The sequence below is a fragment of the Kribbella sp. NBC_00889 genome, assembly GCF_045207705.1.
Taxonomy (GTDB): domain Bacteria; phylum Actinomycetota; class Actinomycetes; order Propionibacteriales; family Kribbellaceae; genus Kribbella.
Genome location: NZ_CP108783.1, coordinates 597,944 through 620,164, shown reverse-complemented (window position 1 = coordinate 620,164; position 22,221 = coordinate 597,944). Strand labels below are relative to the sequence as shown.

At 67.6% G+C, this 22,221-nt stretch carries 16 protein-coding genes; 10 read left to right on the top strand and 6 right to left on the bottom strand.

Features of this window, described 5'->3' with window-relative positions; all coding sequences use genetic code 11:
- Positions 1–15: 15 nt before the first annotated feature.
- Both OG817_RS03165 and OG817_RS03160 read right to left on the bottom strand, forming a co-directional pair.
- Positions 16–1,386: a ricin-type beta-trefoil lectin domain protein gene (locus OG817_RS03165; protein WP_406052009.1), complete on the bottom strand. Its 1,371-nt coding sequence runs from the start codon at positions 1,384–1,386 to the stop codon at positions 16–18.
- Positions 1,386–3,272 carry a ricin-type beta-trefoil lectin domain protein gene (locus tag OG817_RS03160; protein ID WP_406052007.1) on the bottom strand — a complete coding sequence of 629 codons (1,887 nt, stop codon included), beginning with the start codon at positions 3,270–3,272 and terminating at the stop codon, positions 1,386–1,388. The genes OG817_RS03165 and OG817_RS03160 overlap by 1 nt, the downstream gene beginning before the upstream one ends.
- 233 nt (positions 3,273–3,505) lie before the next feature.
- On the opposite strand from OG817_RS03160, the gene OG817_RS03155 reads away from it, so the two are divergent.
- On the top strand, positions 3,506–4,729 hold the full coding sequence (locus tag OG817_RS03155) for a ricin-type beta-trefoil lectin domain protein (protein ID WP_406052006.1): 1,224 nt from the start codon (positions 3,506–3,508) through the stop codon (positions 4,727–4,729).
- Here the strand turns inward: OG817_RS03155 and OG817_RS03150 are convergent.
- On the bottom strand, positions 4,726–5,919 hold the full coding sequence (locus OG817_RS03150) for an ROK family protein (protein ID WP_406052004.1): 1,194 nt from the start codon (positions 5,917–5,919) through the stop codon (positions 4,726–4,728). The genes OG817_RS03155 and OG817_RS03150 overlap by 4 nt on opposite strands.
- A gap of 231 nt (positions 5,920–6,150) precedes the next feature.
- Between OG817_RS03150 and OG817_RS03145 the strand changes: the two genes are divergently transcribed.
- The 9 genes from OG817_RS03145 (at position 6,151) to OG817_RS03105 (ending at position 16,484) form a co-directional block, all read left to right on the top strand.
- On the top strand, positions 6,151–7,221 hold the full coding sequence (locus OG817_RS03145; RefSeq protein ID WP_406052003.1) for a LacI family DNA-binding transcriptional regulator: 1,071 nt from the start codon (positions 6,151–6,153) through the stop codon (positions 7,219–7,221).
- 164 nt (positions 7,222–7,385) lie between these two features.
- Positions 7,386–9,068, top strand: coding sequence for an ABC transporter substrate-binding protein (locus OG817_RS03140; protein WP_406052001.1), 1,683 nt, complete (start codon positions 7,386–7,388; stop codon positions 9,066–9,068).
- A 69-nt stretch (positions 9,069–9,137) separates the two neighbouring features.
- Entirely contained in the window at positions 9,138–10,175 is a 1,038-nt protein-coding gene (locus tag OG817_RS03135) for an ABC transporter ATP-binding protein (RefSeq protein ID WP_406051999.1), read from the top strand.
- Entirely contained in the window at positions 10,172–11,152 is a 981-nt protein-coding gene (locus OG817_RS03130; RefSeq protein ID WP_406051998.1) for an ABC transporter permease, read from the top strand. The genes OG817_RS03135 and OG817_RS03130 overlap by 4 nt, the downstream gene beginning before the upstream one ends.
- Positions 11,153–11,155: 3 nt before the next feature.
- Complete coding sequence (locus tag OG817_RS03125; protein ID WP_406051996.1) at positions 11,156–12,184, top strand: ABC transporter permease; 1,029 nt, start codon at positions 11,156–11,158, stop codon at positions 12,182–12,184.
- Complete coding sequence (locus OG817_RS03120) at positions 12,181–13,185, top strand: ABC transporter ATP-binding protein (protein ID WP_406051995.1); 1,005 nt, start codon at positions 12,181–12,183, stop codon at positions 13,183–13,185. The genes OG817_RS03125 and OG817_RS03120 overlap by 4 nt, the downstream gene beginning before the upstream one ends.
- Before the next feature lie 25 nt (positions 13,186–13,210).
- Positions 13,211–14,608: a GH1 family beta-glucosidase gene (locus OG817_RS03115; protein ID WP_406051993.1), complete on the top strand. Its 1,398-nt coding sequence runs from the start codon at positions 13,211–13,213 to the stop codon at positions 14,606–14,608.
- 123 nt (positions 14,609–14,731) lie between these two features.
- Positions 14,732–15,901 carry an NAD(P)/FAD-dependent oxidoreductase gene (locus tag OG817_RS03110; RefSeq protein WP_406051991.1) on the top strand — a complete coding sequence of 390 codons (1,170 nt, stop codon included), beginning with the start codon at positions 14,732–14,734 and terminating at the stop codon, positions 15,899–15,901.
- A 13-nt stretch (positions 15,902–15,914) separates the two neighbouring features.
- Positions 15,915–16,484 carry an OsmC family protein gene (locus OG817_RS03105; protein ID WP_406051989.1) on the top strand — a complete coding sequence of 190 codons (570 nt, stop codon included), beginning with the start codon at positions 15,915–15,917 and terminating at the stop codon, positions 16,482–16,484.
- A gap of 20 nt (positions 16,485–16,504) precedes the next feature.
- Here OG817_RS03105 and OG817_RS03100 read toward each other — a convergent pair whose 3' ends face one another.
- The 3 genes from OG817_RS03100 to OG817_RS03090 all read right to left on the bottom strand — a co-directional run bounded on the left by OG817_RS03100 (position 16,505) and on the right by OG817_RS03090 (position 22,220).
- The gene (locus OG817_RS03100; protein WP_406051987.1) at positions 16,505–18,043 is read right to left on the bottom strand and encodes an alpha/beta fold hydrolase; all 1,539 of its coding nucleotides are present in this window, start codon (positions 18,041–18,043) and stop codon (positions 16,505–16,507) included.
- 43 nt (positions 18,044–18,086) lie between these two features.
- On the bottom strand, positions 18,087–19,853 hold the full coding sequence (locus tag OG817_RS03095; RefSeq protein ID WP_406051985.1) for a bifunctional metallophosphatase/5'-nucleotidase: 1,767 nt from the start codon (positions 19,851–19,853) through the stop codon (positions 18,087–18,089).
- A gap of 291 nt (positions 19,854–20,144) precedes the next feature.
- Positions 20,145–22,220, bottom strand: coding sequence for an NPCBM/NEW2 domain-containing protein (locus OG817_RS03090; RefSeq protein WP_406051983.1), 2,076 nt, complete (start codon positions 22,218–22,220; stop codon positions 20,145–20,147).
- Between the last annotated feature and the right edge of the window lies 1 nt (position 22,221).

The following is a 22,221-nucleotide window of genomic DNA, read 5'->3' as shown; positions in this document are numbered from 1 at the left end:
CAGGGTTGGTGCGGATCAGCCGCGGTAGCGACCGATCACCTTGGTGTAGTCCCAGGCCTGCTGCGGTACGCCGGAGCAGGTGTCCGCGCCACCGCCGTTGCACGGCCGGTCGCGGTTGACCGACCAGAACGTGAACCGGGCCAGGTGGTGCTCGCTCGCGTACGACAGCATCGACTCGAAGTCGGACAGGTTGACCCGCTCACCGGCAACATCGGTGATCCCGTTCATCGACGAGATGCCGATCTTCCGGTACGCCGCGTCGTCGCTCAGGCCGTACGCCGACTTGACCTGGTTCTTCAGCCCGTCAGCCGCTTGCCGGGTCAACGTGCCCATGTTGCTCGAGCCACCGCCGAAGTCGAACGGCATGATCACCCAGCCGTCGAGGTTCAGCCCGGAGGCCGCACCACGCCGGATCAGGTCCTGACCGTTGCCGTCCGGCCCGGAGGTCGTCGTACCGAAGGTCAGGTACGTCGCGATGCCGGGGTTGTTCTGCTCGACGATCTTCAGCGCGTCGATCACCTTCTGCCGCACCGCGGCGCCGGCGATCTCCTGGTCCTCGATGTCGATGTCGATCGCCTTCAGCGACAGCGCGTTGATCACCTTCTGGTACGCGCCCGCCAGCTCACTCGCCGACCCACAGCTCTGCCCGAGCTTGTTGCCGGACCAGCCACCGATCGACACGACAGCATCGCCACCGTTGGACCGGATCGCGGTGAGCGCCTGCTGGTCGACTCCGCCCGTCAGCGGCCGGTTCCCGTCCCACTGAGGGTTGCAGTAGCCGTTGGACAGGATGAACGCCATCGTGAACCACTTGACGCCGGTCGCGTTCATCACGGTCGCCGGGCTGGGCGGACTGCCCCAGCCCTGGTAGAGGTACGGCGCTGCCGCCATCGGAGCACCATCCGCCGGTGGCGGACCATCGTCTGCCGCCGGGACGTTCCATTTCTGGTTCGCCGCACCGGTGCACGTCCACAGCTGCAGCGGAGTGCCGTTGGCAGAGTTGTTGCCCGTGACATCGAGGCACTTGTTCGCCTGCGGGTTCACCAGGTCCCGGCCAGACGTGTACGACCACTGCTGGGCGGCACTGCCGTTGCAGGTCCACAGCTGCACCTTGGCACCGTTGACAACCGACCCACCGCTGACATCCAGACACTTACCCAGTGCCGTCAGCGTCCCGTTCGAGTTCCGGCTCCAGCTCTGCGCGCTGGTCCCGTTGCAGTCGTAGAGCTGGACCTGAGTGCCGTCCGCGCTGCTCGCCGCAGCGATGTCCGCGCACTTGCCGGCCAGGCCGGTGATCGTCCCGGTCGCCGCCTGTGCAGGCGCGGCCGACATCAGTAGACCGGCACCCAGCACTAGACTCGCGGCGACCGCCGCCAGCCGGCGCATCAGACGTTCCACTTCTGATTTGCGGCGCCGGTGCAGCTCCACAGCTGCAGCGGTGTGGCGTTCGCCGAATTGTTGCCAGTGACATCAAGACACTTGTTCGCCTGGGGATTCACCAGATCTCTCCCGCTTGTGTAGGTCCATTGCTGGGCGGCACTTCCGTTGCACGAATAGAGCTGAACCTTCGCTCCGTTGGCGACCGAGCCGGCGTTCACGTCGAGGCACTTGCCGAGGGCACGGATCGTCCCGTCACCCGGGCGCTCCCACTGCTGCGCCGCCGATCCGTTGCAGTCGTAGAGCTGCACCGCCGTACCGTCCGCCGAGTTGGCACCGGCGACGTCGATGCACTTGCCGGCCAGGCCGGTGATCGCGGAACCGGTGCCGCCACCGCCACCCTGTGTGCCGGACCAGGTGAAGGTCGCGGAGGTCTTGGTCGGCAGCGTGTAGACGAAGGACTGGCTGCCCCAGTTCACCCGCACCGACTGCGAGCTACCGGTGGTGTTGAACGCGATCAGCGCCTTCGAGCCGTCCGGGTTCTTCCACGCCACGTTCTTCACCGAGTTGTTGGCACTCGAGTCGATCCGCAGCGCACCCGGCTTCACGAACTTGGTCAGGTGACCCATCGTGTAGTACTCGACGGTCTTGGTGACCTGACCGCGCTGGCTGTCGTTGCGGTGCACGGTGACGAGGCCGGTGCAGACGTTGCACCCGGCACCGACGTACGGAAGCATGTTCTCGTCCTGCGCGAGGCTCCACTTCACCCACGACTTGTCCCAGTTGCGGGTGTAGTCGATCAGGTTGTTCATGTCCTCGACCTGCTGGTTCGGGATCCAGGTTCCGCCGGAGTGCTCGGTCATGTACGCGTTCACGGTCGGGTACTGGTTGTGGATCTGCGTCTGCAGGTTCACGTCACCGCCGTACCCATGCCAGGCGATGCCACCGAACAGCGGGTCGTTGCGCAGGCCGGCGTCGGCCAGCGGGACCGAACCGAGGTCGTTGTAGTTGCCCCAGTTGTAGTCCAGGACCAACACTTTCGTGGTGATCCCGGCCGCCCGGAACGCCGGGAACAGGTGGTTCTTGGTGAAGTTCAGCAGACCGGCTCCGTTCCAGTTCATCGACGCGTAGCCGGTGTCGTCGGTGCCGCAGCAGGTCGGCTCGTTCTGCACCGAGACGTAGTCGATGTGGTTGCCCTGGGCCTCGTTCTGCTGGATGTACTTGACGAAGTACTGCGCGTACAGCGGGTAGTACTCGGCCTTCAGCCAGCCGCGGTTGGTGAACTTGTTGTTGTCCTTCATCCAGGCCGGCGCGCTCCACGGCGCACCCTTCACCTTCAGCGCCGGGTTCAGCTGCTTGGCCTGCTTGGTCAGCGGTACGACGTCCGCGAGGTCGTGCTGGATGCTGAAGTCGTTGAGATCGCAGCAGGTGTCGTCGTACGAATAGTTGAAGCGGGCCAGGTCCGAGGCGCCCATCGGGTTGCGGGTGAAGGCCAGGCCGATCCCGTTGACCGGGTCGAACAGGTCCTTCATCACCTGGTCACGGGTGGCCGCGCTGATCGTGTTGCTGCTGTTCAGCAGCCAGGCGGCGCTGTCGGTGAACGACGCACCACCACCTTCGAACGACTGGTACGTCGTGTTCTCGTTGACCGTGATCGTCTGGTTGGCCGAGCCGCCGGCCGGGCCGAAGTTCACCGGTGTCTGCTGCTGCAGACCGCGGGTGACGTTGCGGCCGGCCGAGTCATTCGTGGTGGTCAGCCAGATGTTGACCTGCTCACCGGCGGCCTGGGCGGGTGGGGCGGTGCCGAATCCGAGTCCGGTCGCGGCCACGTACACCACGGCCACGGCCAGTGGCAGCAGGCGAAGGGCGCGACGAGGTTTCCCGTTCGCGGGCATGGGGCGGTTCTCCCTTGTTCAGAAGGGTTCTGGAGACATCGGGGAGTTGTCGGCGTCTGCCCGCGCCGCAACAGGTGGTCACCACGAGGTAACCATCGGTGCATGCCGGTGTCAACGGGATGCCGGGACTTTTTTCAGGTCTTTTATTTAGTCCCGGCCTTGACGTGAGAGCGTTCCCACACCAAGCTGCGGCCATCTCTTCTCCGACCGCCCCCGCGAGAAATGAGGCGTCCATGAAGCGTTCCCGCATGGCTGCGTTCGTCGCGATCGGTGCCGCTCTGGTCGGCACCACACTGCTCCAAGCACCTGCCGAGGCCCGTCCGCAGGCCGCCGCCGCGCCCACGGCGACGATCTGGGAGGACAACTTCGACGGCCCGGCCGGCCAGGCCCCCGATCCCGGCAAGTGGCGCTACGACATCGGTGGCTCCGGCTGGGGCAACGACGAACGGCAGTACTACACCAACAGCACGCGGAACTCCGCGCTCGACGGCCAGGGCAACCTGGTGATCACGGCCCGCCAGGAGAACGGCGGCTTCCAGTGTCACTACGGCCCGTGCCAGTACACGTCGGCCCGGTTGCTCACCGCCCAGACCTTCACCCAGACGTACGGCCGCTTCGAGGCCAGGATCAAGATCCCTGGCACACAAGGGGTTTGGCCCGCGTTCTGGATGCTGGGTGGCGGCAACTGGCCGAACGACGGTGAGATCGACATCATGGAGAACATCGGCCGCGAGCCGAACATCGTGCACGGCACGATCCACGGCCCGGGCTACTCCGGTGCCGACGGCATCGGCGCGGCGTACAACTCTCCGGACGGACAGCCGTTCCGCAACGGGTTCCACACCTACCGGGTCGACTGGGAGCCGAACTCGATCACCTGGTACGTCGACGGCGTCCAGTACCAACGCCGTACACCGGCCGACCTGAACGGTAAGACCTGGGTCTACAACCACCCGTTCTTCATGATCATGAACGTCGCGGTCGGCGGCTACTGGCCGGGCTACCCCGACGGTTCGACCGTGATGCCGCAGACGATGACGGTCGACTACGTCCGCGTCTCCGACGTCGGCAGCAGCTCCGGCGGTTCGCGGATCACCGGCCTGGCCGGCAAGTGCCTGGACGTCGCCGCCGCCAACTCCGCCGACGGTACGCCGGTTCAGCTCTACGACTGCAACGGGACCGGGGCGCAGCAGTGGACCCGTCCCGGCGACGGCACGATCCGCGCCCTGGGCAAGTGCCTCGACGTCAACGCCGGATCGGTTGCCGACGGCGCCAGAGTCCAGCTCTGGACCTGCAACGGCTCCGGCGCCCAGCAATGGACGTACTCCGCTGCGCACGACCTGGTGAACCCGCAGGCCAACAAGTGCCTCGATGTCACCGGCAACAACTCGGCCAACGCCACCCCGGTCCAGACCTGGACCTGCACCGGCGCCGCCAACCAGAAGTGGACGGTCTAGCGACGCGGAGGTATGACGCCCCCGTCGCGGAGTAACCGCAGTACGGGAAGGGTCGCGGCGCCGAGAGCTACGGCGTCGCGGCCCAACTCGCACAGGACGATCGAGACCTGCGAGTACGGCTGTTGCAACGCGTGCCGGCCGACCTCCTCCCGCAGTTGCGGCAGATAGCGCTCCCCCAGCAGCAATCCGGCCCAGCCCCCGAGGACGATGCGCTCGGGGTTGACCAGGTTGACCAGGTTGGCGAACCCAGCGGCGAGGTAGCCGATGGTGTCCGTCACGACCGTTGCCGCGGCCTCCGAAGTACTCACGGCATCGAGGAGGCCGACGAAGGCCGCTTCCTCGTCGCCGGACAGGCCCCGCCCGCCGAGCTCACGGTAGCGGCCGAGCACGCCCTCCGCGCCGACGTACGCCTCCAGGCATCCGTCCGCACCACAGCGGCACCTGCGACCGCCGTACGCGATCGTCATGTGGCCCCATTCGCCCGCGCTGCTGCGCGTTCCGCGGTAGCTCGAACCGTCCGCGACCAGGGCCGCACCGACGCCGGATCCGACCAGCGCCACCACGGCGTCCGTCGCGCCCCGGCCGGCCCCGAACCACATCTCCGCCTGGCCGAGCGTGTTCGCGCCGTTGTCCACCTGGATCGGAATATCGGTGCCCTCGGCAAGCATCTGGCCAAGCGGTACGGCGTCCCACCCGAGCGTCTGCGCATGGACGACGGCGTCACCCTCGACGATCCCGGCCGCCGCGACACCGAGACCGAGCACCTGCTCCGGCCGGACACCGGCCTCGGCAAGCACCGCACCGAGGCCCGCCAGCACGTGTTTCACGACCATCGCCGGTGTCGGCGAGTGGATCGGGTGGTCGGCGCGGGCGAGTACCCGCATCGCGAGGTCGAACAGCTCGACCCGTACGCGGGTCTCGCCGACCTCGGCGCCGACGACGTACCGGAACGTCGGTGACACCCGCAGCAGGACGCGTGGCCGACCGCCTTCGGACTCGACCGAGCCGGCCTCCTCGACGACGCCTTCGGCGATCAGTTCGGAGACCAGGTTGCTGACACTGGCCGCGCTCAACGACGTTCGGGTACTCAGCTCCTGACGGCTGAGCGGGCCGTCGCGGAAGATGCCGGTGAGGATCACCGACCGGTTGGACCGGCGCATGTCGCGCACAGTGGTCCGCCGAACGTCCATGCCCTGCCCCTACGTGGTCCGGCCCCAGGCAGGCCGCTCGCCCCGAGTCCATCACGTCGTACGGCGGCCCGGAAGAGGTACCTTCCTCCAAGTTGTGAATTAAGCCGCGATTCGTTACCACCCTGTGATTGACGACCCCTCGTCGTCTCCGCTTCACTCTACGGAACCGCTTCCGAAACCGGTTCCGACACCGGTCCCGGACTGGACCCCGACCGCCCGAGGGGAGTCAGCATGTCGATCACCATCGCCGATGTCGCGGCGCGTGCCGGTGTCAGCAAGACCACCGTGTCGCGCGTGCTCAACGGCAAGGGCGAGCTCGATCTGCGGACCGCGGAGCGGGTCCGCCAGGTGATCGCCGAGCTCGGCTACGTGCCGAGCGCCCGCGCGGTCGGCCTGGCCCGCGGCCGGACCCGGATCGTCGGCATGCTGGTCCCGTCGCTCACCTGGCCCTGGATGGGCGAGGTGCTGCAGGGCGCCGTCGACGTGGTCGAGAGCGAGGGCTACGGACTGCTGCTGTTCACCTTCAACCGGGGTGAGGAGTCGATGCACCAGTTCGCCTCGCAGGTCTCGGCCCAGTCGTTCGACGGCCTGCTGGTGATCGAGCCCGAAGGCACCCTCACCTACATCGAGCAGTTGCACGCGCGCGGCCTCCCGGTGATCCTGATCGACGACCGTGCCAAGCGCCCACAGTTCCCGTCCGTCGCCACCACCAACTACGCCGGCGGTGAGTGCGCCGCGCAGCACCTGCTGGAGCTCGGCCGCCACCGGCCGCTGGTGATCACCGGTGTCGAGCGGTTCGGCTGCACCCACGAACGCCTGGACGGTTTCCGCGACACCTACGCCGAAGCCGGTATCGAGCTCGATCCGGGACTCGTGTTCGAAGGCGATTTCACCCACGAGAGCGGACGCCGCGGCATCCAGCACGCGTTCGACCAGCGCCTCGAGTTCGACGCCGTCTTCGCCCACAACGACCTGTCCGCCGGCGGCGCCATCCAGGCCGTCCGCGAGACCGGGCGGAACGTGCCGAACGACGTGTCGGTGATCGGCTTCGACGACATCCCGTACGCCGAACACACCGAACCGCCGTTGACCACGGTGCATCAGCCGATGCGCCAGATGGGCCAGGCGGCCGCCCGGATGCTGATGGGCTACTTCGGCGGCACCCCGCTGCCGGACGAACCCCAAGTGCTGCCGACGACGCTGATCGTCCGCAGTTCAACCGCCCCGAAGAGGGCATCTGGGGACCCGATGCCCTCAACCGCCCAGAGGACCAGCCCCGCCCCGAAAGCCCGGTCCCACTAGAAGCTCCGGTGGCGGGGCAGCTGCCCCTGTCCCGCCGCCGGCGTACTCCCCACACATCGAACGACAGGGCGTGAGCTCTTCCCATGAGAGCGCTTTCACGCCACCATGCACTGGCCCACCGGCTCAGGGTGGGCCATCCGCCAACAGATGCACAGGAGGAACCGATGCGAGCACGACGCACTGTCGCGCTGGCCCTGTCGGGCTTGCTCGCGGCAGCCGTACTGGCTGCCTGTAGTAACGGGGACGGGAAGACCAACAGCAGCGCTTCCGGCAGTACCGCCACCGTCCTGAATGTCGGTATGCCGAACGGCCCGCAGACCGAGAACCACAACCCGTTCCTCGGCTCCTCCTCGGGCGCCTCGCTGGGCTACCGCTGGATGATCTTCGAGCCGCTGGTGATGATCAACGGCATCAAGCCGACCGAGGCGGGCAAACCCTGGCTGGCCACCGAGTGGAAGTTCGACGCGAACTACACCAAGTTGTCGCTGACCGTCCGCGACGGCGTGAAGTGGTCCGACGGCCAGCCGATGACCGCCGAGGACGTCGCGTACTCCTTCCAGATCCGCAAGGACAACGAGGCCCTGAACCCGGAGGCGATCCCGTACGGGACCATCACCACCTCCGGCAACAAGGTCGACCTGACCTTCACCCGGTCCCAGTTCGTCAACCAGAACAAGATCCTGACCGCTTTCGTGGTCCCGAAGCACCAGTGGTCCACGCTCAAGGACCCGACCCAGGACACGCTGAAGAGCCCCATCGGCACCGGCCCGTACACGGTCAAGTCGTTCACCCCGCAGACCACGACGCTGGTGCTGCGTGACTCGTACTGGCAGGACCTGCCGAAGGTCAAGGAGTTGCGGTACACGTCGTACAACGACAACAACGCGCAGACCACCGCGCTGGCCAACGGCGCGTCGGAGTGGAGCTTCGTCTTCGTCCCGAACGTGAAGGCCGTCTACCAGGCCAAGGACGAGAAGAACCACAAGCTCTGGTTCCCGGCGAACCTCGGCATCCACGGCCTGTGGATCAACACCACCCGCAAGCCCTTCGACAACCCGGCGCTGCGGCGGGCGATGGACAAGGTGATCAACCGCGACGACATCTTCCTGCAGGGCGAGGCCGGCTACTTCTACCCGAAGGTCGAGTCCGTCACCGGCATCCCGACGCCGGCCGGTGAGTCGTTCATCGCCCCCGACTTCAAGGACAAGAAGCACTCGGTCGATGTCGAGGCCGCGAAGAAGGAGCTGACCGACGCCGGCTTCAAGCTCGAGGGCGACGTCCTCAAGGACCCGACCGGCAAGCCGGTGACGATCACGCTGACCGACCCGGCCGGCTGGTCGGACTACATCACCGACCTGGAGATCATCAAGGACAACCTGTCCACGATCGGGATCAAGGCAACCGTCGACAAGGCCAACCAGGACGCCTGGTTCAAGAACATCGACGAGGGCAACTTCGACGCCGCGATGCACTGGACCAACGGCGGCGCGACGCCGTACGACATCTACCAGAACATCATGGACGGCAAGATCCTGAAGCCGGTCGGCAAGGGCGGCGTCAGCGGCAACTACGGGCGGTTCAACAGCCCGGAGGCGACCACGGCGCTGGACCAGTACGCCAACGCGACCGACGACGCCACCAGGACCACCGCGCTGAACACGCTGCAGAAGATCATGGTCGAGCAGATGCCGGTGATCCCCACCTCTGCCTCGAACGTCGGCGGTCTCTACAGCACGAAGAACTGGGTCGGCTGGCCCGACGAGCAGAACCAGTACGGGCCGGCGCAGCCGACCCAGCAGAACGCTCTGCAGATCGTCCTGAACCTGAAGCCCGCCGGCGCCCAGTGAGGCGCGGCCCGCGGCGCCAGGCCTGACCGCCTGGCGCCGCGGTGCCATGAACCGAGGAGTCCCGATTCCATGACGGTGACCGACACCGAGGTGGTCCTCGAGGCCGAGGGCCTCACCAAGCACTTCCCGGTACGGCGGCGGATCCGCGACCTGCTCACCCGGGATCGCCAGGCAGTCCATGCCGTGGACGACATCAGGCTCACGTTGCGCCGGGGACGGGTCACCGCACTCGTCGGCGAGTCCGGCTCGGGCAAGTCGACCGTTGCCCGGCTGCTCGCCCAGCTGTACGGCCGTACGTCGGGTGACATCCGGCTGCACGGCGAGTCCGTCACGGTGAAGGGCGGCCGCAAGTTCCGCGCGTACTGCCGCCAGGTCCAGATGATCTTCCAGGACCCGTTCGCCTCGCTGAATCCGACGCACACCGTGCGGTACCACCTGACCCGCGCGCTGCGGATCCACGGCCGGGCCGGCACCACCGCGACCGAGCTCGAGGAGAACCTGCGCGACCTGCTGCTCCGGGTCCAGCTCACTCCCCCGGAGCGCTACCTGGACAAGTTTCCGCACGAGCTGTCCGGCGGTCAGCGCCAGCGCGTCTCGATCGCCCGTGCCCTCGGTGCCGACCCGGAGGCGCTGCTCGCGGACGAGCCGGTGTCGATGCTCGACGTGTCGATCCGGCTCGGCGTACTGAATCTCCTGCGTGACCTGAAGGAACGGCTCAACCTCGCCATCCTCTACATCACCCACGACATCGCCTCGGCCCGGTACTTCGCCGACGAGACCCTGGTGATGTACGCCGGACGCATGGTCGAGGGCGGCGACTCCGAAACCGTCACCCAGAACCCGGCCCACCCGTACACGCGGCTGCTGATCGAGAGCGCGCCGGACCCTGATCGCCTCGACCGCGTCGGCGATCCGCGCGCCCCGGAGGACCAGGGCAGCGGTGAGCCGCCGAGCCTGATCGCACCACCCAGCGGCTGCCGGTTCCACCCGCGCTGCGTGCACGCGATGCCGAAGTGCTCGACCGATCTTCCGCCCCGCTTCGAACTGCCTGCCAACGACGGGCATTGGGCGGCGTGCTGGCTCTATGAGGAGGGGGTCGCGAAGTGAAGTACCTGCTGCAGCGGATCGCCTTCTACCTGTTCACCGCGTGGGCCGCGCTCACCATCAACTTCTTCATCCCCCGGCTGATCCCGGGCGATCCGGTCACCTCGCTGATCAACAAGTACCAGGGCCAGCTGAGCACGGACGCGATCCAGTCGCTGTACGTGCTGTTCGGCCTGGACAAGAACGCCAGTCTGTGGAGTCAGTACGTCGACTACTGGGGCCAGATCTTCCACGGCGACCTCGGGTTGTCGTTCACCTTCTTCCCGACGCCGGTCTCGGAGATCCTGCGGCAGAGCCTGCCGTGGACGATCGCGCTGGTCGGCATCACGACGTTCGCCAGCTTCATGATCGGTACGTCGCTCGGCGTACTGGCCGGCTGGCGACGCGGTTCGTGGCTGGACGGACTGTTGCCAGTGACAACGTTCCTGTCGTCGATCCCGTACTTCTGGCTCGGCCTGCTGGCCATCACCCTGCTGGCCGGACCGGACAGTATCTTCCCGTCGTCGGGCGGTTACGAACCCGGCCTGGTGCCGTCCTGGAACAGCGAGTTCATCGGCAGCGCGATCCAGCACAGCCTGCTGCCGGCCCTCACCATCCTGATCTCGTCGGTCAGCGGCTGGATCCTCAGCATGCGCAACATGATGGTCACGGTCGCGTCCGAGGACTACATCACCGTCGCGCATGCCAAGGGCCTGACCGAGCGCCGGGTGATGGTCAGCTACGCGGCCCGCAACGCCCTGCTGCCGAACGTGTCCGGCTTCGCGCTGGCGCTCGGCTTCATCGTCGGTGGCACGCTGCTGGTCGAGATCGTCTTCTCCTACCCAGGCATCGGCTACAACCTGTTCCAGGCCGTCGGTTCCAAGGACTATCCGCTGATGCAAGGCGTGTTCCTGGTGATCACGCTGTCGGTGCTGGTCGCGAACCTGATGGCCGACATCGCCTACCTGCTCCTCGACCCGCGTACCCGGAAGGAAGGCTGACCCGTGTCCGCACCAGCCACCACCATCACCGCGGTCACGCCCGGGGGCCCGGAGGTCGCGGCCACGCCGGCCAAGCGCCGCCGGCTGCGGTTCGTCGCCAATCCGAAGGCCGCGACCGGTCTGATCGTGCTCGGGTTCTTCTGCCTGATCGCGATCATCGGACCGTGGATCGCGCCGTACGATCCGTCCGCCCGCAGCAGTGACCTGATCCAGGCGCCGTCCGGCAAGCACTGGTTCGGTACGACGCATCTCGGGCAGGACATCTTCAGCCAGGTCCTGGTCGGCACCCGCGGCGTGATGTTCGTCGGCCTGCTGGCCGGCATCGTCGCGACCGCGCTGTCGATCCTGATCGGCGTCAGCGCCGGCTTCCTCGGCGGCGCCGCGGACGAGAGCCTGTCCGCGCTGTCGAACGTGTTCCTGGTCATCCCCGCACTGCCGCTGATCATCATCGTCGCCTCGACCATCCCCGCCGCGGGCGACCTGATGGTTGCCCTGGTCATCGGTTTGACGTCGTGGGCCTGGGGCGCCCGGGTACTGCGGGCGCAGACCCTGTCGCTGCGTCGGCGCGACTACGTCGAGGCGGCCCGGGCGACCGGTGAGAGCACCTGGCGGATCATCACCGCCGAGATCATGCCGAACCTGACCGCGATCATCGCCTCCGGCTTCGTCGGCACGGTGATCTTCGCGGTGATGTCGGAGATCACCCTCGCGTTCATCGGCATCTCGACGATCTCCGAGTGGAACTGGGGCACCATCCTGTTCTGGGCGCAGAGCCAACAGGCGTTGGCCCAGGGCGCGTGGTGGTGGTTCGTCCCCGCGGGTCTGGCGATCGCCATCCTCGGTACGGCGCTGTCGCTGATCAACTTCGGCATCGACGAGTTCGTCAGTCCGCGCTTGCGCAGCAGCGGCCACACCAAGGTGAAGACCAAGGACGGTCACTCGGTCAGGATGCGGGTCGGCTTCACGCCGGTCCTGGGTGCCAAGGACGCCCCCGCGACTCCCGTCGTACGGCGTAAGGAGGAGGCCGCATGAAAGAGCCGGTGCTGGAGATCAAGAACTTCCACGTCGACTACGGCCTCGGCGACGAGGCGGTCCAGGCGGTTCGCGACGTCACGCTGACGTTGCACCGCGGCGAAGTACTCGGACTGGCCGGCGAGAGCGGGAGCGGCAAGTCGACCCTCGCGTACGGCGTGACGCGGCTGCTGCCACCACCCGGCGTGATCAGCGGCGGCTCGGTCGTCTACCACCCGCCGAACGGCGATGCGTACGACGTGATGGCGCTGACCGACCCGGAGTTGCGGGCCTTCCGCTGGGCCGAGACGTCGATCGTGTTCCAGGGCGCGATGAACTCGCTCAACCCGGTGCACAAGGTCTCGATCCAGATGCTCGACGTGATCAGGGCGCACGAGCCCGGCTTATCGCCGTCCGCGCGGACCAGCCGGGCACACGAGATGCTGAAGCTGGTCGGCATCTCCGCCGACCGGATGGACGCGTACCCGCACCAACTGTCCGGCGGTATGCGGCAGCGGGTGATGATCGGGATGGCGCTCGTGCTCGAACCGCAGATCGTCATCATGGACGAGCCGACCACCGCTCTCGACGTGGTGATGCAGCGGCAGATCCTGGCCCAGTTGGTCGAACTGCGCGAGCGGCTCGGGTTCTCGGTGCTGTTCATCACCCACGACCTGTCGCTGCTGGTCGAGTTCTCGGACCGGATCGCGATCATGTACGGCGGCCGGATCGTCGAGGAGGCCCGCTCCGCCGACCTGTACACCGACTCCCTGCACCCGTACAGCGAGGGACTGCTGAAGTCGTTCCCGGCGCTGCGCGGCCCGCGCCGGGAACTCGCCGGGATCCCGGGCTCACCACCCGACCTGCGCGGGATGCCGTCGGGTTGTTCGTTCCATCCGCGCTGTCCGCACGCGTTCGACCGTTGCTCGGTGGAGATCCCGATCCTCGGTGTCCCGTCGTCGCGCAACGATCCCAGCCGTTCCGTTGCCTGCTGGCTCCCCGGCCGCGTGCCGGTCGCCTGATCTCTCCGACATCCGAAAGGCCACTATGAGCACAACTTCTGTCTCGGGGGACGCCGGCCTGATCGCGGGACTTCCGGCCGGCTTCCGGTGGGGTGTCGCGACGTCGGCGTACCAGATCGAGGGTGCGGTGAACGTCGACGGCCGGACCCCGTCGATCTGGGACACGTACTGCCGGGTGCCCGGTGCCATCGACAACGACGACACCGGTGACATCGCCTGCGACCACTACCACCGGATGCCGGCGGACGTTGCCCTGATCAAGGATCTCGGTCTGGACACCTACCGGTTCTCGGTGGCGTGGCCGCGGGTCCAGCCGCGCGGCAAGGGCCCGGTGAACCGGGCCGGGCTCGCGTTCTACGACCGGCTCGTCGACGAGCTGCTGACGCAGGGCATCGATCCGTGGGTGACCTTGTACCACTGGGATCTCCCGCAGGAGCTCGAAGACGCGGGCGGCTGGCCGGTGCGCGACACGGCGTACCGGTTCGCCGACTACGCGATGCTGGTGTTCGAGGCCTTGAGCGACCGGGTGAACACGTGGACCACGCTCAACGAGCCGTGGTGTTCGGCGATGCTGGGCTACGCGTACGGCGCACATGCTCCGGGGCGGCGTGAATACCCGGCCGCATTGGCTGCTGTGCATCATTTGCTGCTCGCGCATGGTCTCGCAACGGGCCGGATGCGTGAGGCGTCACCACGCAAGCTCGACATCGGCATCACGCTGAACGTTGCTACGGCGTACCCGGCCTCGGACGCCCAGCCGGACGTCGACGCGGCCCGGCGGGCGGACGGAATGGGCCGGCGGATCTACCTCGATCCTCTGGTGCACGGTCACTACCCGGCGGACGTGGTGGCTGACCTGGCTGCTGAGGGTGTCGAGCTGCCGGTCGAGGATGGTGACCTCGAGATCATCGCGGCGCCGATCGACGTGCTGGGGGTGAACTACTACTTCAGCCAGAAGTTCACCGGGTACGCCGAGGACGGCAGCACGGTCGACTCCAGCCGCCTGCCGGTCAGCCGGACGCTTCCGTTGAACAAACCGCGCACGGCGATGGACTGGGAGATCGTGCCCGAGGGCTTCACTGATCTGCTGGTCGGCATCAGCCGCGACTACCCGGGTATGCCGATGGTCGTCACCGAGAACGGCTCCGCCTTCGACGACGTACCCGACTCCACCGGCTTCGTCGCCGATGCGGACCGGACGGCGTACTTCACGTCCCACCTGGCCGCCGTTGCTGCCGCGATCAACCAGGGCGCCGACATCCGCGGCTACCTGGCCTGGTCCCTGATGGACAACTTCGAATGGGCCTACGGTTACGCCAAACGCTTCGGCATCGTCCGGGTCGACTACGAGACCCAGTCCCGCATCCCCAAAGCCAGCGCCCTCTACCTGAAGGACCTCGCGGAGCGGCACCGCTCCCGCTGACGCGCGCCCCGCCGCGACCCGGGCAATTGTGGAGGATTCGTGACGATCGGATCCTCCACCTGGTCTCCAAGTTCCGGCGGCGTACCTCGCGCAGAGTCGTCTCATCGGAGATGGGGGCGCGAGATGTACGACGTTGTGGTGGTTGGGGCTCGATGTGCGGGGGCGGCGACTGCTCGGTTGGTGGCGGGGATGGGGCACGACGTCCTCATGGTCGACAAAACCCGGCTGCCGAGTGACACGTTGTCGACGCACGGACTCATTCGCGGCGGCGTTGTCCAGCTCGCCCGGTGGGGGCTTCTCGATCGCGTTCTGGCCGGCGGCGCGCCGGCGATCACACACGTTCTGTTCGGCATCGACGGGGAGCCGAAGGTACGGCGGATCAAGGAGCGCGCCGGCGTCGACGTCCTGGTCGCGCCACGTCGCCGGATCCTCGACGGCCTGCTGGTCGACGCAGCGATGGAAGCGGGTGCAGAGCTCCGGACCGAGGTGACCGCGACCGGCCTGCTGCGATCGGACGACGGCCGGGTCGCCGGCATCGTCGGTCGGTCCGCGGACGGCGACCGCGTCGAGCTGCCGGCCCGCATGGTCGTCGGCGCGGACGGCCGTGGCTCTCGGATGGCCGGGTACTTCGGCGCCGAGACCTACGAGCAGTCCAGTTCGCCGTGCGCGGTCTTCTACACCTACGTGACCGGGCTCAGATCGGACACGTACGAGTTCCACATCGCGCCGGACACGTTCGCCGGCGTGTTCCCGACGCATGACGGCGCGGCATGTGTCTGGTTGATCCGGCCGACTCCGCTGCTCGAACCGATCCGTACGGCGGGCTCCACACGGACCGCCGCGTTCGTCCAGCAGCTCGAACTGCTGGTGCCCGACCTCGGCCACCGAGTCCGCGCCGGACGTGTCACCGCACGGCTGCGTGGAATCGCGAATCTCCCGAACTACCTTCGCCAGTCCCACGGCCCGGGGTGGGCGCTCGTCGGCGACGCCGGGTACCACCGGGATCCGATCACCGGGCACGGCATCACCGATGCGTTCCGTGACGCGGAGCTGCTGGCGACCGCGATCGACCGCAGCCTCGACGACCCCACGCTCGAACGGGCCGCGATGACGTCGTACCAGCGGACGCGGGACGCCATGCTGCGTGAGGTGTTCGACCTGACCCGCGCCCTGACCGCCTTCCCACCACCGGACCGCTTCGTCGAGCTGCAACTCCAACTCAGTGAGGCGCTCGAACGCGAGGCCGACGAGCTCGCCTCGTTTCCCGGATCCACAGCGCATCTGGCCGCTTGAAAGGAACAGCATCATGACCGCAGCCACGACCGACAGCCGCCGCAACGGTGTCGACACCGCCACGTTGTTCGCGACGCTCGACGCCGTCAAGGCACAGCCCGAGATCGCCCGCTTCCAGTTCCGCGCCACCAATCGGTGGATCAGCGGCACGCACAACCGCGGCACGATCAACGCGTTCTACGGCGCCGGGCAGGAGAACACCCGGCCCGCGGACTTCACGTTCGACGCGGACCACCCGCCGGTGCTGGTCGGCAACGACAACGGCCCCACACCGGCCGAGCACCTGCTGCACGCACTGGCCGCCTGCCTCACGTCCGGCCTGGCGAACATCGCCGCGGCCCGCGGCATCGACCTCGAGGAGGTCACCTCGACGGTCGAGGGCGACATCAACCTGCTCGGCATCCTCGGACTCGACCCCGAGGTACGCAACGGCTACGAGGCGATCCGCGTCGTCTTCCACGTCAAGGGCGACGCCGAGGCCGAGAAGCTGCGGGCACTGGTCGAGCAGTCGAAGAACCGCTCGGCGGTGTACGACGTGATCACGCACGGAGTCCCGGTGTCGATCGACGTCGCCACTGCCTAGTGTCCTGAATCGGAAGGACACTAGTTGCATCGGGCCGCGCGGTAGATCCCGTCCTCGACCGGCTCGGTCGCGATACCCGAACCAGCGAGCAGATCACGCACCCCGGGAGTCAGCCACACCGACCCCGGAGGTGCCTGGTCGGCGAGTTCGATGGCGACCTGTACGCCGTACGCGTCGAGCTCGGTCTCGTCCCGCGGTACCTCGGCGATCGCGACACCGAGCTTGCCGCCGTCATGCAGGTTGGCCAGTCCGGCACGCACCGCGGTGGCGGGACCGTCGAACAGCACCACCGCCCGGCCGCCCGGACCCGCGCACCGACGGCCGCCCGCGCCCGCCAGGCTCGCGGCCAGATCATCGGCACCCGATCCGGCCGGCGCGATCACCGCCGCCAACGCCGGCGCGTGCCCCGCCGGATCCGGGAGCTCCCGCAGGAACCGCTCGATCGGGTCGAGGATCTGGTCGGGGTTCCCGGAGACGAAGTGGTCGGCGCCGTCGAGCAGTTCCAGCCGCGCGGCGGGAATGCGCTCGGCGATGTACCGCGAGCCGCCGACATCGACGAGCGCGTCGCCGACTCGATGGAGCACCAGCGTCGGTACCCGTACCGCAGGCAACGCGTCTCGCACGTCCACGAGCGAGTTCATGTCCAGCAGCGCCCGCACGGTGGACGGTGTCGCGGACGCTCGCATGCGCTCTGCCCACCACCGCTGCATCGGTACGTCGGCCGACGGGCACCGCAACCGCATGTCCGCCTCCCAGTCCCACCTGTTCACCAACTGATCGGTGTAGAGGCTCCACTCTTCCTTGGTCTGCGCCCATGGATAGCCCGTTGCCGAGATCCGCTTGGCGTAGGCGCCGTACAGGACCAGGCCCACGACCCGCTCCGGGTGAGTGGCAGCGCCCAGAATCGCCATCGGCCCGCCTTCGGAGTACCCCATCAGCACAGCTCGCTCCGAGCCGACCGCATCCATCACGGCGAGGACGTCGTGCATCCGCGTCTCGACGTCCGGCAGACCTGACGGCCGGTCCGACATCCCGGTGCCACGCTTGTCGAACCGGATCAGCCGGCCGAACGACCCCAGCCGATGCAGGAAGTGGGCGTGCCGGGGATCGCCCCAGTCCTGCTCGAGGTGCGAGACGAACCCGGAGATCAGCACGATGTCGAGGTCTCCGCCGCCGGTCACCTGATACGCGATGTGGAGACCATCGCTGACGGTGTAGCGGACCGGCTCGATCGGCCGCGGCTCGGTCCGGGTCTCGGCCGGCGCGACGAAACGGTAGCCCCGGCCGTGCAGGGTCCGGATCATCCGCTGACTGTGACCGTCGTCGCCGAGCGCGCGCCGTACCTGCTTGATCCGGCTGGTCACGGCCGCCTCGGTGACGAAGCGGCCGCCCCAGACCCTGTCCATCAACTCCTCTTTCGCAACCACCCGGTCACGGTGCGAGACGAGATAGGAGAGAACATCGAACGCTTGCGGCTCCAGTGGCACCGGCACTCCGGCCCGGCGAATCTCGAACAACGCCGGGTCGAACTCCAGATCCCCATCGAACGTGAGCACCACATACCGACTATGGCACCGGAAACCGCACGCGTCGTCGGGCGGGCTAGTTCTTCTGGGTCATTCGTGTCAGTGGCGCCGGAGTCAAAGTCTTGTGGGCCTTGAGGTAGGCGGCGAAGGTTTCGTGGTCGGTGTTGTTGCGGACCGGGTCGGTGTAGCTCTTGAACGCTGCGTACCCGTCGGCGCCGATCACGGTGTAGGCGAGTGCCGCCACCCGGTAGGTCTTGGCCGGGTCGAGTGCGGCGCCGTCGATCTTCACGTCGGCGGGATCGACACGGTCACCGACCGGCCGGCTCGCGTCGAACGAGTAGATGACGTTGCCCGACACCGCGAGCGGCGCGAACTTCACCGTGCCGTCGGTCTGCGTCTGCCACTGCTGCTCGAGTACGGCGTCCAACTGCGCACCGGTGAGGCTCACGGTCAGGACCGGGTTGCCGTACCCGTACGCGTCCCACGACTCACCGAGCATCACCCGGCCGTCGGCATCGCCCGGCTTGTTGCTGTTGGCAACCAGGAGATCGGCGCGCAACGCCGTACTGCCGATGGCGGGCTTAGCGGCGATCATGCCGAGGTCGGCACGGCCGTTCTGCCGGGCGGTCCACAGGTGGACGTCGGCGGCCAGATCGGCCAGGGTGCTCTCGCCGGCGGAGTTCGCGGTGCGGGTGAAGTCGCCGGTGATGGTCGCGACCGGTTCGGCGTACTTGCGATCACCGGCGGCGGCCCAGTAGTCGACGATCTTCTGGATCTTCGGGTCGGGCGTGACGTCGCGGGTGACGGCGTGGTTGGCCGACGTAGTCTTGTCGCGGAGTACCTCACCGGTGCGGCCGTCCAGCTGGAGGTTGATCTCGTTGATCAGCCGGCCGTGGTTCGCGGCCTCGACGACCGGGCGCGGGTTGCCGTCCGGGTCCGGGATGCTGCAGTTGAACGCGGCGTGCCAGTGACCGGTGACGATCGCGTCGATCTGCGGCGTCACCGTGCGCGCGAGTTCGACCGCCGGACCGGTCGGATTCACGCAGTCGTCGTACGTCGCGGACGCGTCGGTACCGCCGTCGTGCATGTTGAGCACGATCGCCTTCACGCCCTGGCGGGTCAGCTCGGCGGCCGCACGGTTCGCCGACTCGACCGGGTCGAGTGCGGTCAGATCCGGCTGGTACGACGTGGAGCCGACAGGAGTGTCGGGGACCGTCATCCCGATGAAGCCGATCGGGTAGCTGCGGCCGTGGTCACGCACCCAGCGGATCGTGTACGGCGCGACGATCGTGCGGCCCTTGGCGTCGACGATGTTGGCCGACTGGAACTCGAAGTCCGCGCCGTGGAACCGGCGGCCGGTGGAGTCGGTGAAGCAACTGTCGACACCGACCTTGCCGAAGCACGTGCCCTTGGTCATGTGGTCGACCAGGAAGCTCTTCGAGATGTCGAGTTCGTGGTTGCCGACGCTGGAGAACTCGACGCCGAGCGCGTTCAGCACCTCGATCGTCGGCTCGTCCGCGTGCGCGTCCACCTCGAACGGCCAGCCGGAGAAGTTGTCCCCGTCGGCGAAGAAGATCGAGTTCGGGTGGCCGGCCTGGATGCTGTTCAGATGCGTGGCCAGGTACGCCGCTCCGCCGACGACCTGGGTCGTCCCGCCGGGGCCGGCGATGGTCCCGCCGTCGGCCGGCGACGGAGGCCGCAGGTAGCCGTGGAAATCGGTGACCGAGACCAGTTGCACCGGTACCGATGTGGTAACGGCCTGGGCGGCCGGCGGGGCGAGGCCGGCGGTCAGCAGGACCGCGAGTCCGGCGGCGAGGGCGCGTGGGCGGCGTACTCTGCGCACAATTGTCTCCTCAAATGTCGAAACGAGCACTTCCCGACAGAAGGAGACTGCCTCACCATGAACGGAATGTCACCATCAAACGGCGAGTCTCCGAACCCCGAAGGAATCCACCCGCCCGCCCGACACCCCCTGCCCGCCACCCACAAGATCTGATCCAATACCAAGGTGGTGGCCGGTGGTCCCGCGAAGCCTCCGGCCACCACCCTGCCTGTCCATAGCGCATCGAGTCGTGGATTTGCGCAGTCATCTGGACGATTCCCGAGCAACGATCCACGACTCGATGGACGAGCCTCAGCAGATTGCGGTGGGAGCGGCCCAGTCGGCGCGGTCGTTGTAGCCGCCGTCTCCGGCGTCGCCGACGAAGAGGTCGAGGACGCGGACTCCGGTGAGGTCGACGTCGACCGGCTTCGGGTGGTCCCGGTCCACCACTCCGCTGTCGTACAGCACCTTGCCGTCGCCGATGATCTGGAAGGTCGCGGTGCCGCCTTCCGGCCCGACGTTGCGGACCGCGTCGTCGATGCCGACCGTCGCAGTCAGGTGGGAGCACGCCTTGCCCAGGTAGTAGCGAACCGTCGAAGGCGAAGCCACACCAAGGCCGGTCGGGTACGTCGTACCGACCAGGCTGATCGGGGATCCGCCACCGACGCTCTCGTCGACGGTCGGCGACATCCAGCCGCTGGTCGCGCTGATCCACTCGTGATGCGAGAGCGGCACGGTGCCCGTTGGCGGAGCCGGAGCCACCACCACCGGCGACACAGTCGACTGCCGCTGTACGCCGTACCCGATCGTGTCGTACGACGTCGACGCGGTGAGGCTCGCGGATCCGGGGGCGGCGCCGACGGGCAGTTTCACGGTGAAGCGGTACGTCGCCTGCTGTCCACCGGCAAGGAGGTCCGGAGCCTTGGTCAACGACTTGACGGTCCACCCGGTGCCACCGGCAACCGTCACGGCCGGCTTGAGCACCGGGAGCAGACCGTCGTTGCGGACGGCAACCTGCACCGTCAGTTCGTCGCCACCGGCAACAACCGGAGCGACTCCGTCGGGCTGCACGTCGGTGCCGACGTTCGTCACCTGCGGAAAACCGGCAGTCACATGCGGGATCCCCGGTACGCCAAGAGCCGGCTCGACCCGGAAGAGCGCCGTACCGTGCGCCGGAACCGCCGCGCTGATCGTGCCTGCGCTCTCGGTGACCTTGTTGGTCCACGCGTTCTTCAGGGTGAACCGCGCACCCTGCAGACCGACCGCCGAAGCCGTCGTCGTGATCGTCTTCGCACTGTCGCCGCGGTTGAGCAGCACCACGGCACGGCTGCCGTCAGCGAGTCGCTTGACCCATGTCTCCGTCGTTCCTGCGGCACCGACCCGGACGGCCTGAACCGCCGCCCGGTCCTGGTTGATCGCGAGTACGTCGGGATCGGTCAGCATCGAGATCGTCGTCGCGCTCAGCTTGCGGATGTCGCTGCCGACCACGAGCGGCGCCGCGGCCACGGCCCACAACGTGAGCTGGGAGCGGAACTCCTCATCCGTCATGCCGAGCTCGGGCGCGAGGTAGTCGGGGTCGCTGAACGCACCCGGCTTGACCACCTCAGGGTGCCGCGCGTTCGCGTCGTAGTTGCGCAGTACGTCCTTGAACTTGATGTCGCCCTGGAAGCCGACGTCGGTGTACGTCCGCCACGACTGGGCGATCCCTGGTGCGTACGACCAGGAGAAGATCGACTGCTGCGACTCGGGATAGTTGCCCCAGTCCGGTGAGGTGACCGGGTTGCAGAGGTTGAAGATCATCGGCCGGTGGCTGGCGTTGTTGCGCAACGCCTGGGCGAACTCGGTGAAGACCGTCTTCGGGTCCAGGTCCGCCGCAATGCCGCACAGGTAGTCGACCTTGACCGCGTCGAAGCCCCATGCGGCGAACTGATCCGCGTCGCGCTGGTAGTAGCCGCCGCTACCGAGCCCACACCTGCCTGGAATGTAAGGTCCGGCGTCGGTGTAGATGCCGGCCTTCAGGCCCTTGCTGTGGATGTAGTCGACGAGCGGCTTCAGTCCGTTCGGGAACTTGGCCGGGTTCGGGACCAGGTCGCCGGCGTCGCTGCGCGACTGATCGGCCTGCCAGCCACCGTCCAGCCAGACGATGTCGTAGCCGGCCTTGGCCAGCCCACGACTCACCAGCGAGTCGGCGACCGACTTGATCGTGTCCTCGGTGAAGTCACCGCCGAGTCCGTAGTAGGTGTTCCAGCCCATGTATGGCGTCGGGCTGAGCACCGGCGCCGCGGCCTGGGCTGTGGCCTGAGCCGCCACAGCCTGGGTTGTCGTGGTGATCGCGAACGCTCCGGCCACCAGGGCCGCAGCGATCACCCCACCAAGCAGTCGCTTCATC

Excerpts from the sequence above, each read along its gene's own strand:
- OG817_RS03165 (WP_406052009.1), bottom strand. The coding sequence starts at position 1,386 with ATGCGCCGGCTGGCGGCGGTCGCCGCGAGTCTAGTGCTGGGTGCCGGT.
- OG817_RS03160 (WP_406052007.1), bottom strand. The coding sequence starts at position 3,272 with ATGCCCGCGAACGGGAAACCTCGTCGCGCCCTTCGCCTGCTGCCACTG.
- OG817_RS03155 (WP_406052006.1), top strand. The coding sequence starts at position 3,506 with ATGAAGCGTTCCCGCATGGCTGCGTTCGTCGCGATCGGTGCCGCTCTG.
- OG817_RS03150 (WP_406052004.1), bottom strand. The coding sequence starts at position 5,919 with ATGGACGTTCGGCGGACCACTGTGCGCGACATGCGCCGGTCCAACCGG.
- OG817_RS03145 (WP_406052003.1), top strand. The coding sequence starts at position 6,151 with ATGTCGATCACCATCGCCGATGTCGCGGCGCGTGCCGGTGTCAGCAAG.
- OG817_RS03140 (WP_406052001.1), top strand. The coding sequence starts at position 7,386 with ATGCGAGCACGACGCACTGTCGCGCTGGCCCTGTCGGGCTTGCTCGCG.
- OG817_RS03135 (WP_406051999.1), top strand. The coding sequence starts at position 9,138 with ATGACGGTGACCGACACCGAGGTGGTCCTCGAGGCCGAGGGCCTCACC.
- OG817_RS03120 (WP_406051995.1), top strand. The coding sequence starts at position 12,181 with ATGAAAGAGCCGGTGCTGGAGATCAAGAACTTCCACGTCGACTACGGC.
- OG817_RS03115 (WP_406051993.1), top strand. The coding sequence starts at position 13,211 with ATGAGCACAACTTCTGTCTCGGGGGACGCCGGCCTGATCGCGGGACTT.
- OG817_RS03110 (WP_406051991.1), top strand. The coding sequence starts at position 14,732 with ATGTACGACGTTGTGGTGGTTGGGGCTCGATGTGCGGGGGCGGCGACT.
- OG817_RS03105 (WP_406051989.1), top strand. The coding sequence starts at position 15,915 with ATGACCGCAGCCACGACCGACAGCCGCCGCAACGGTGTCGACACCGCC.
- OG817_RS03090 (WP_406051983.1), bottom strand. The coding sequence starts at position 22,220 with ATGAAGCGACTGCTTGGTGGGGTGATCGCTGCGGCCCTGGTGGCCGGA.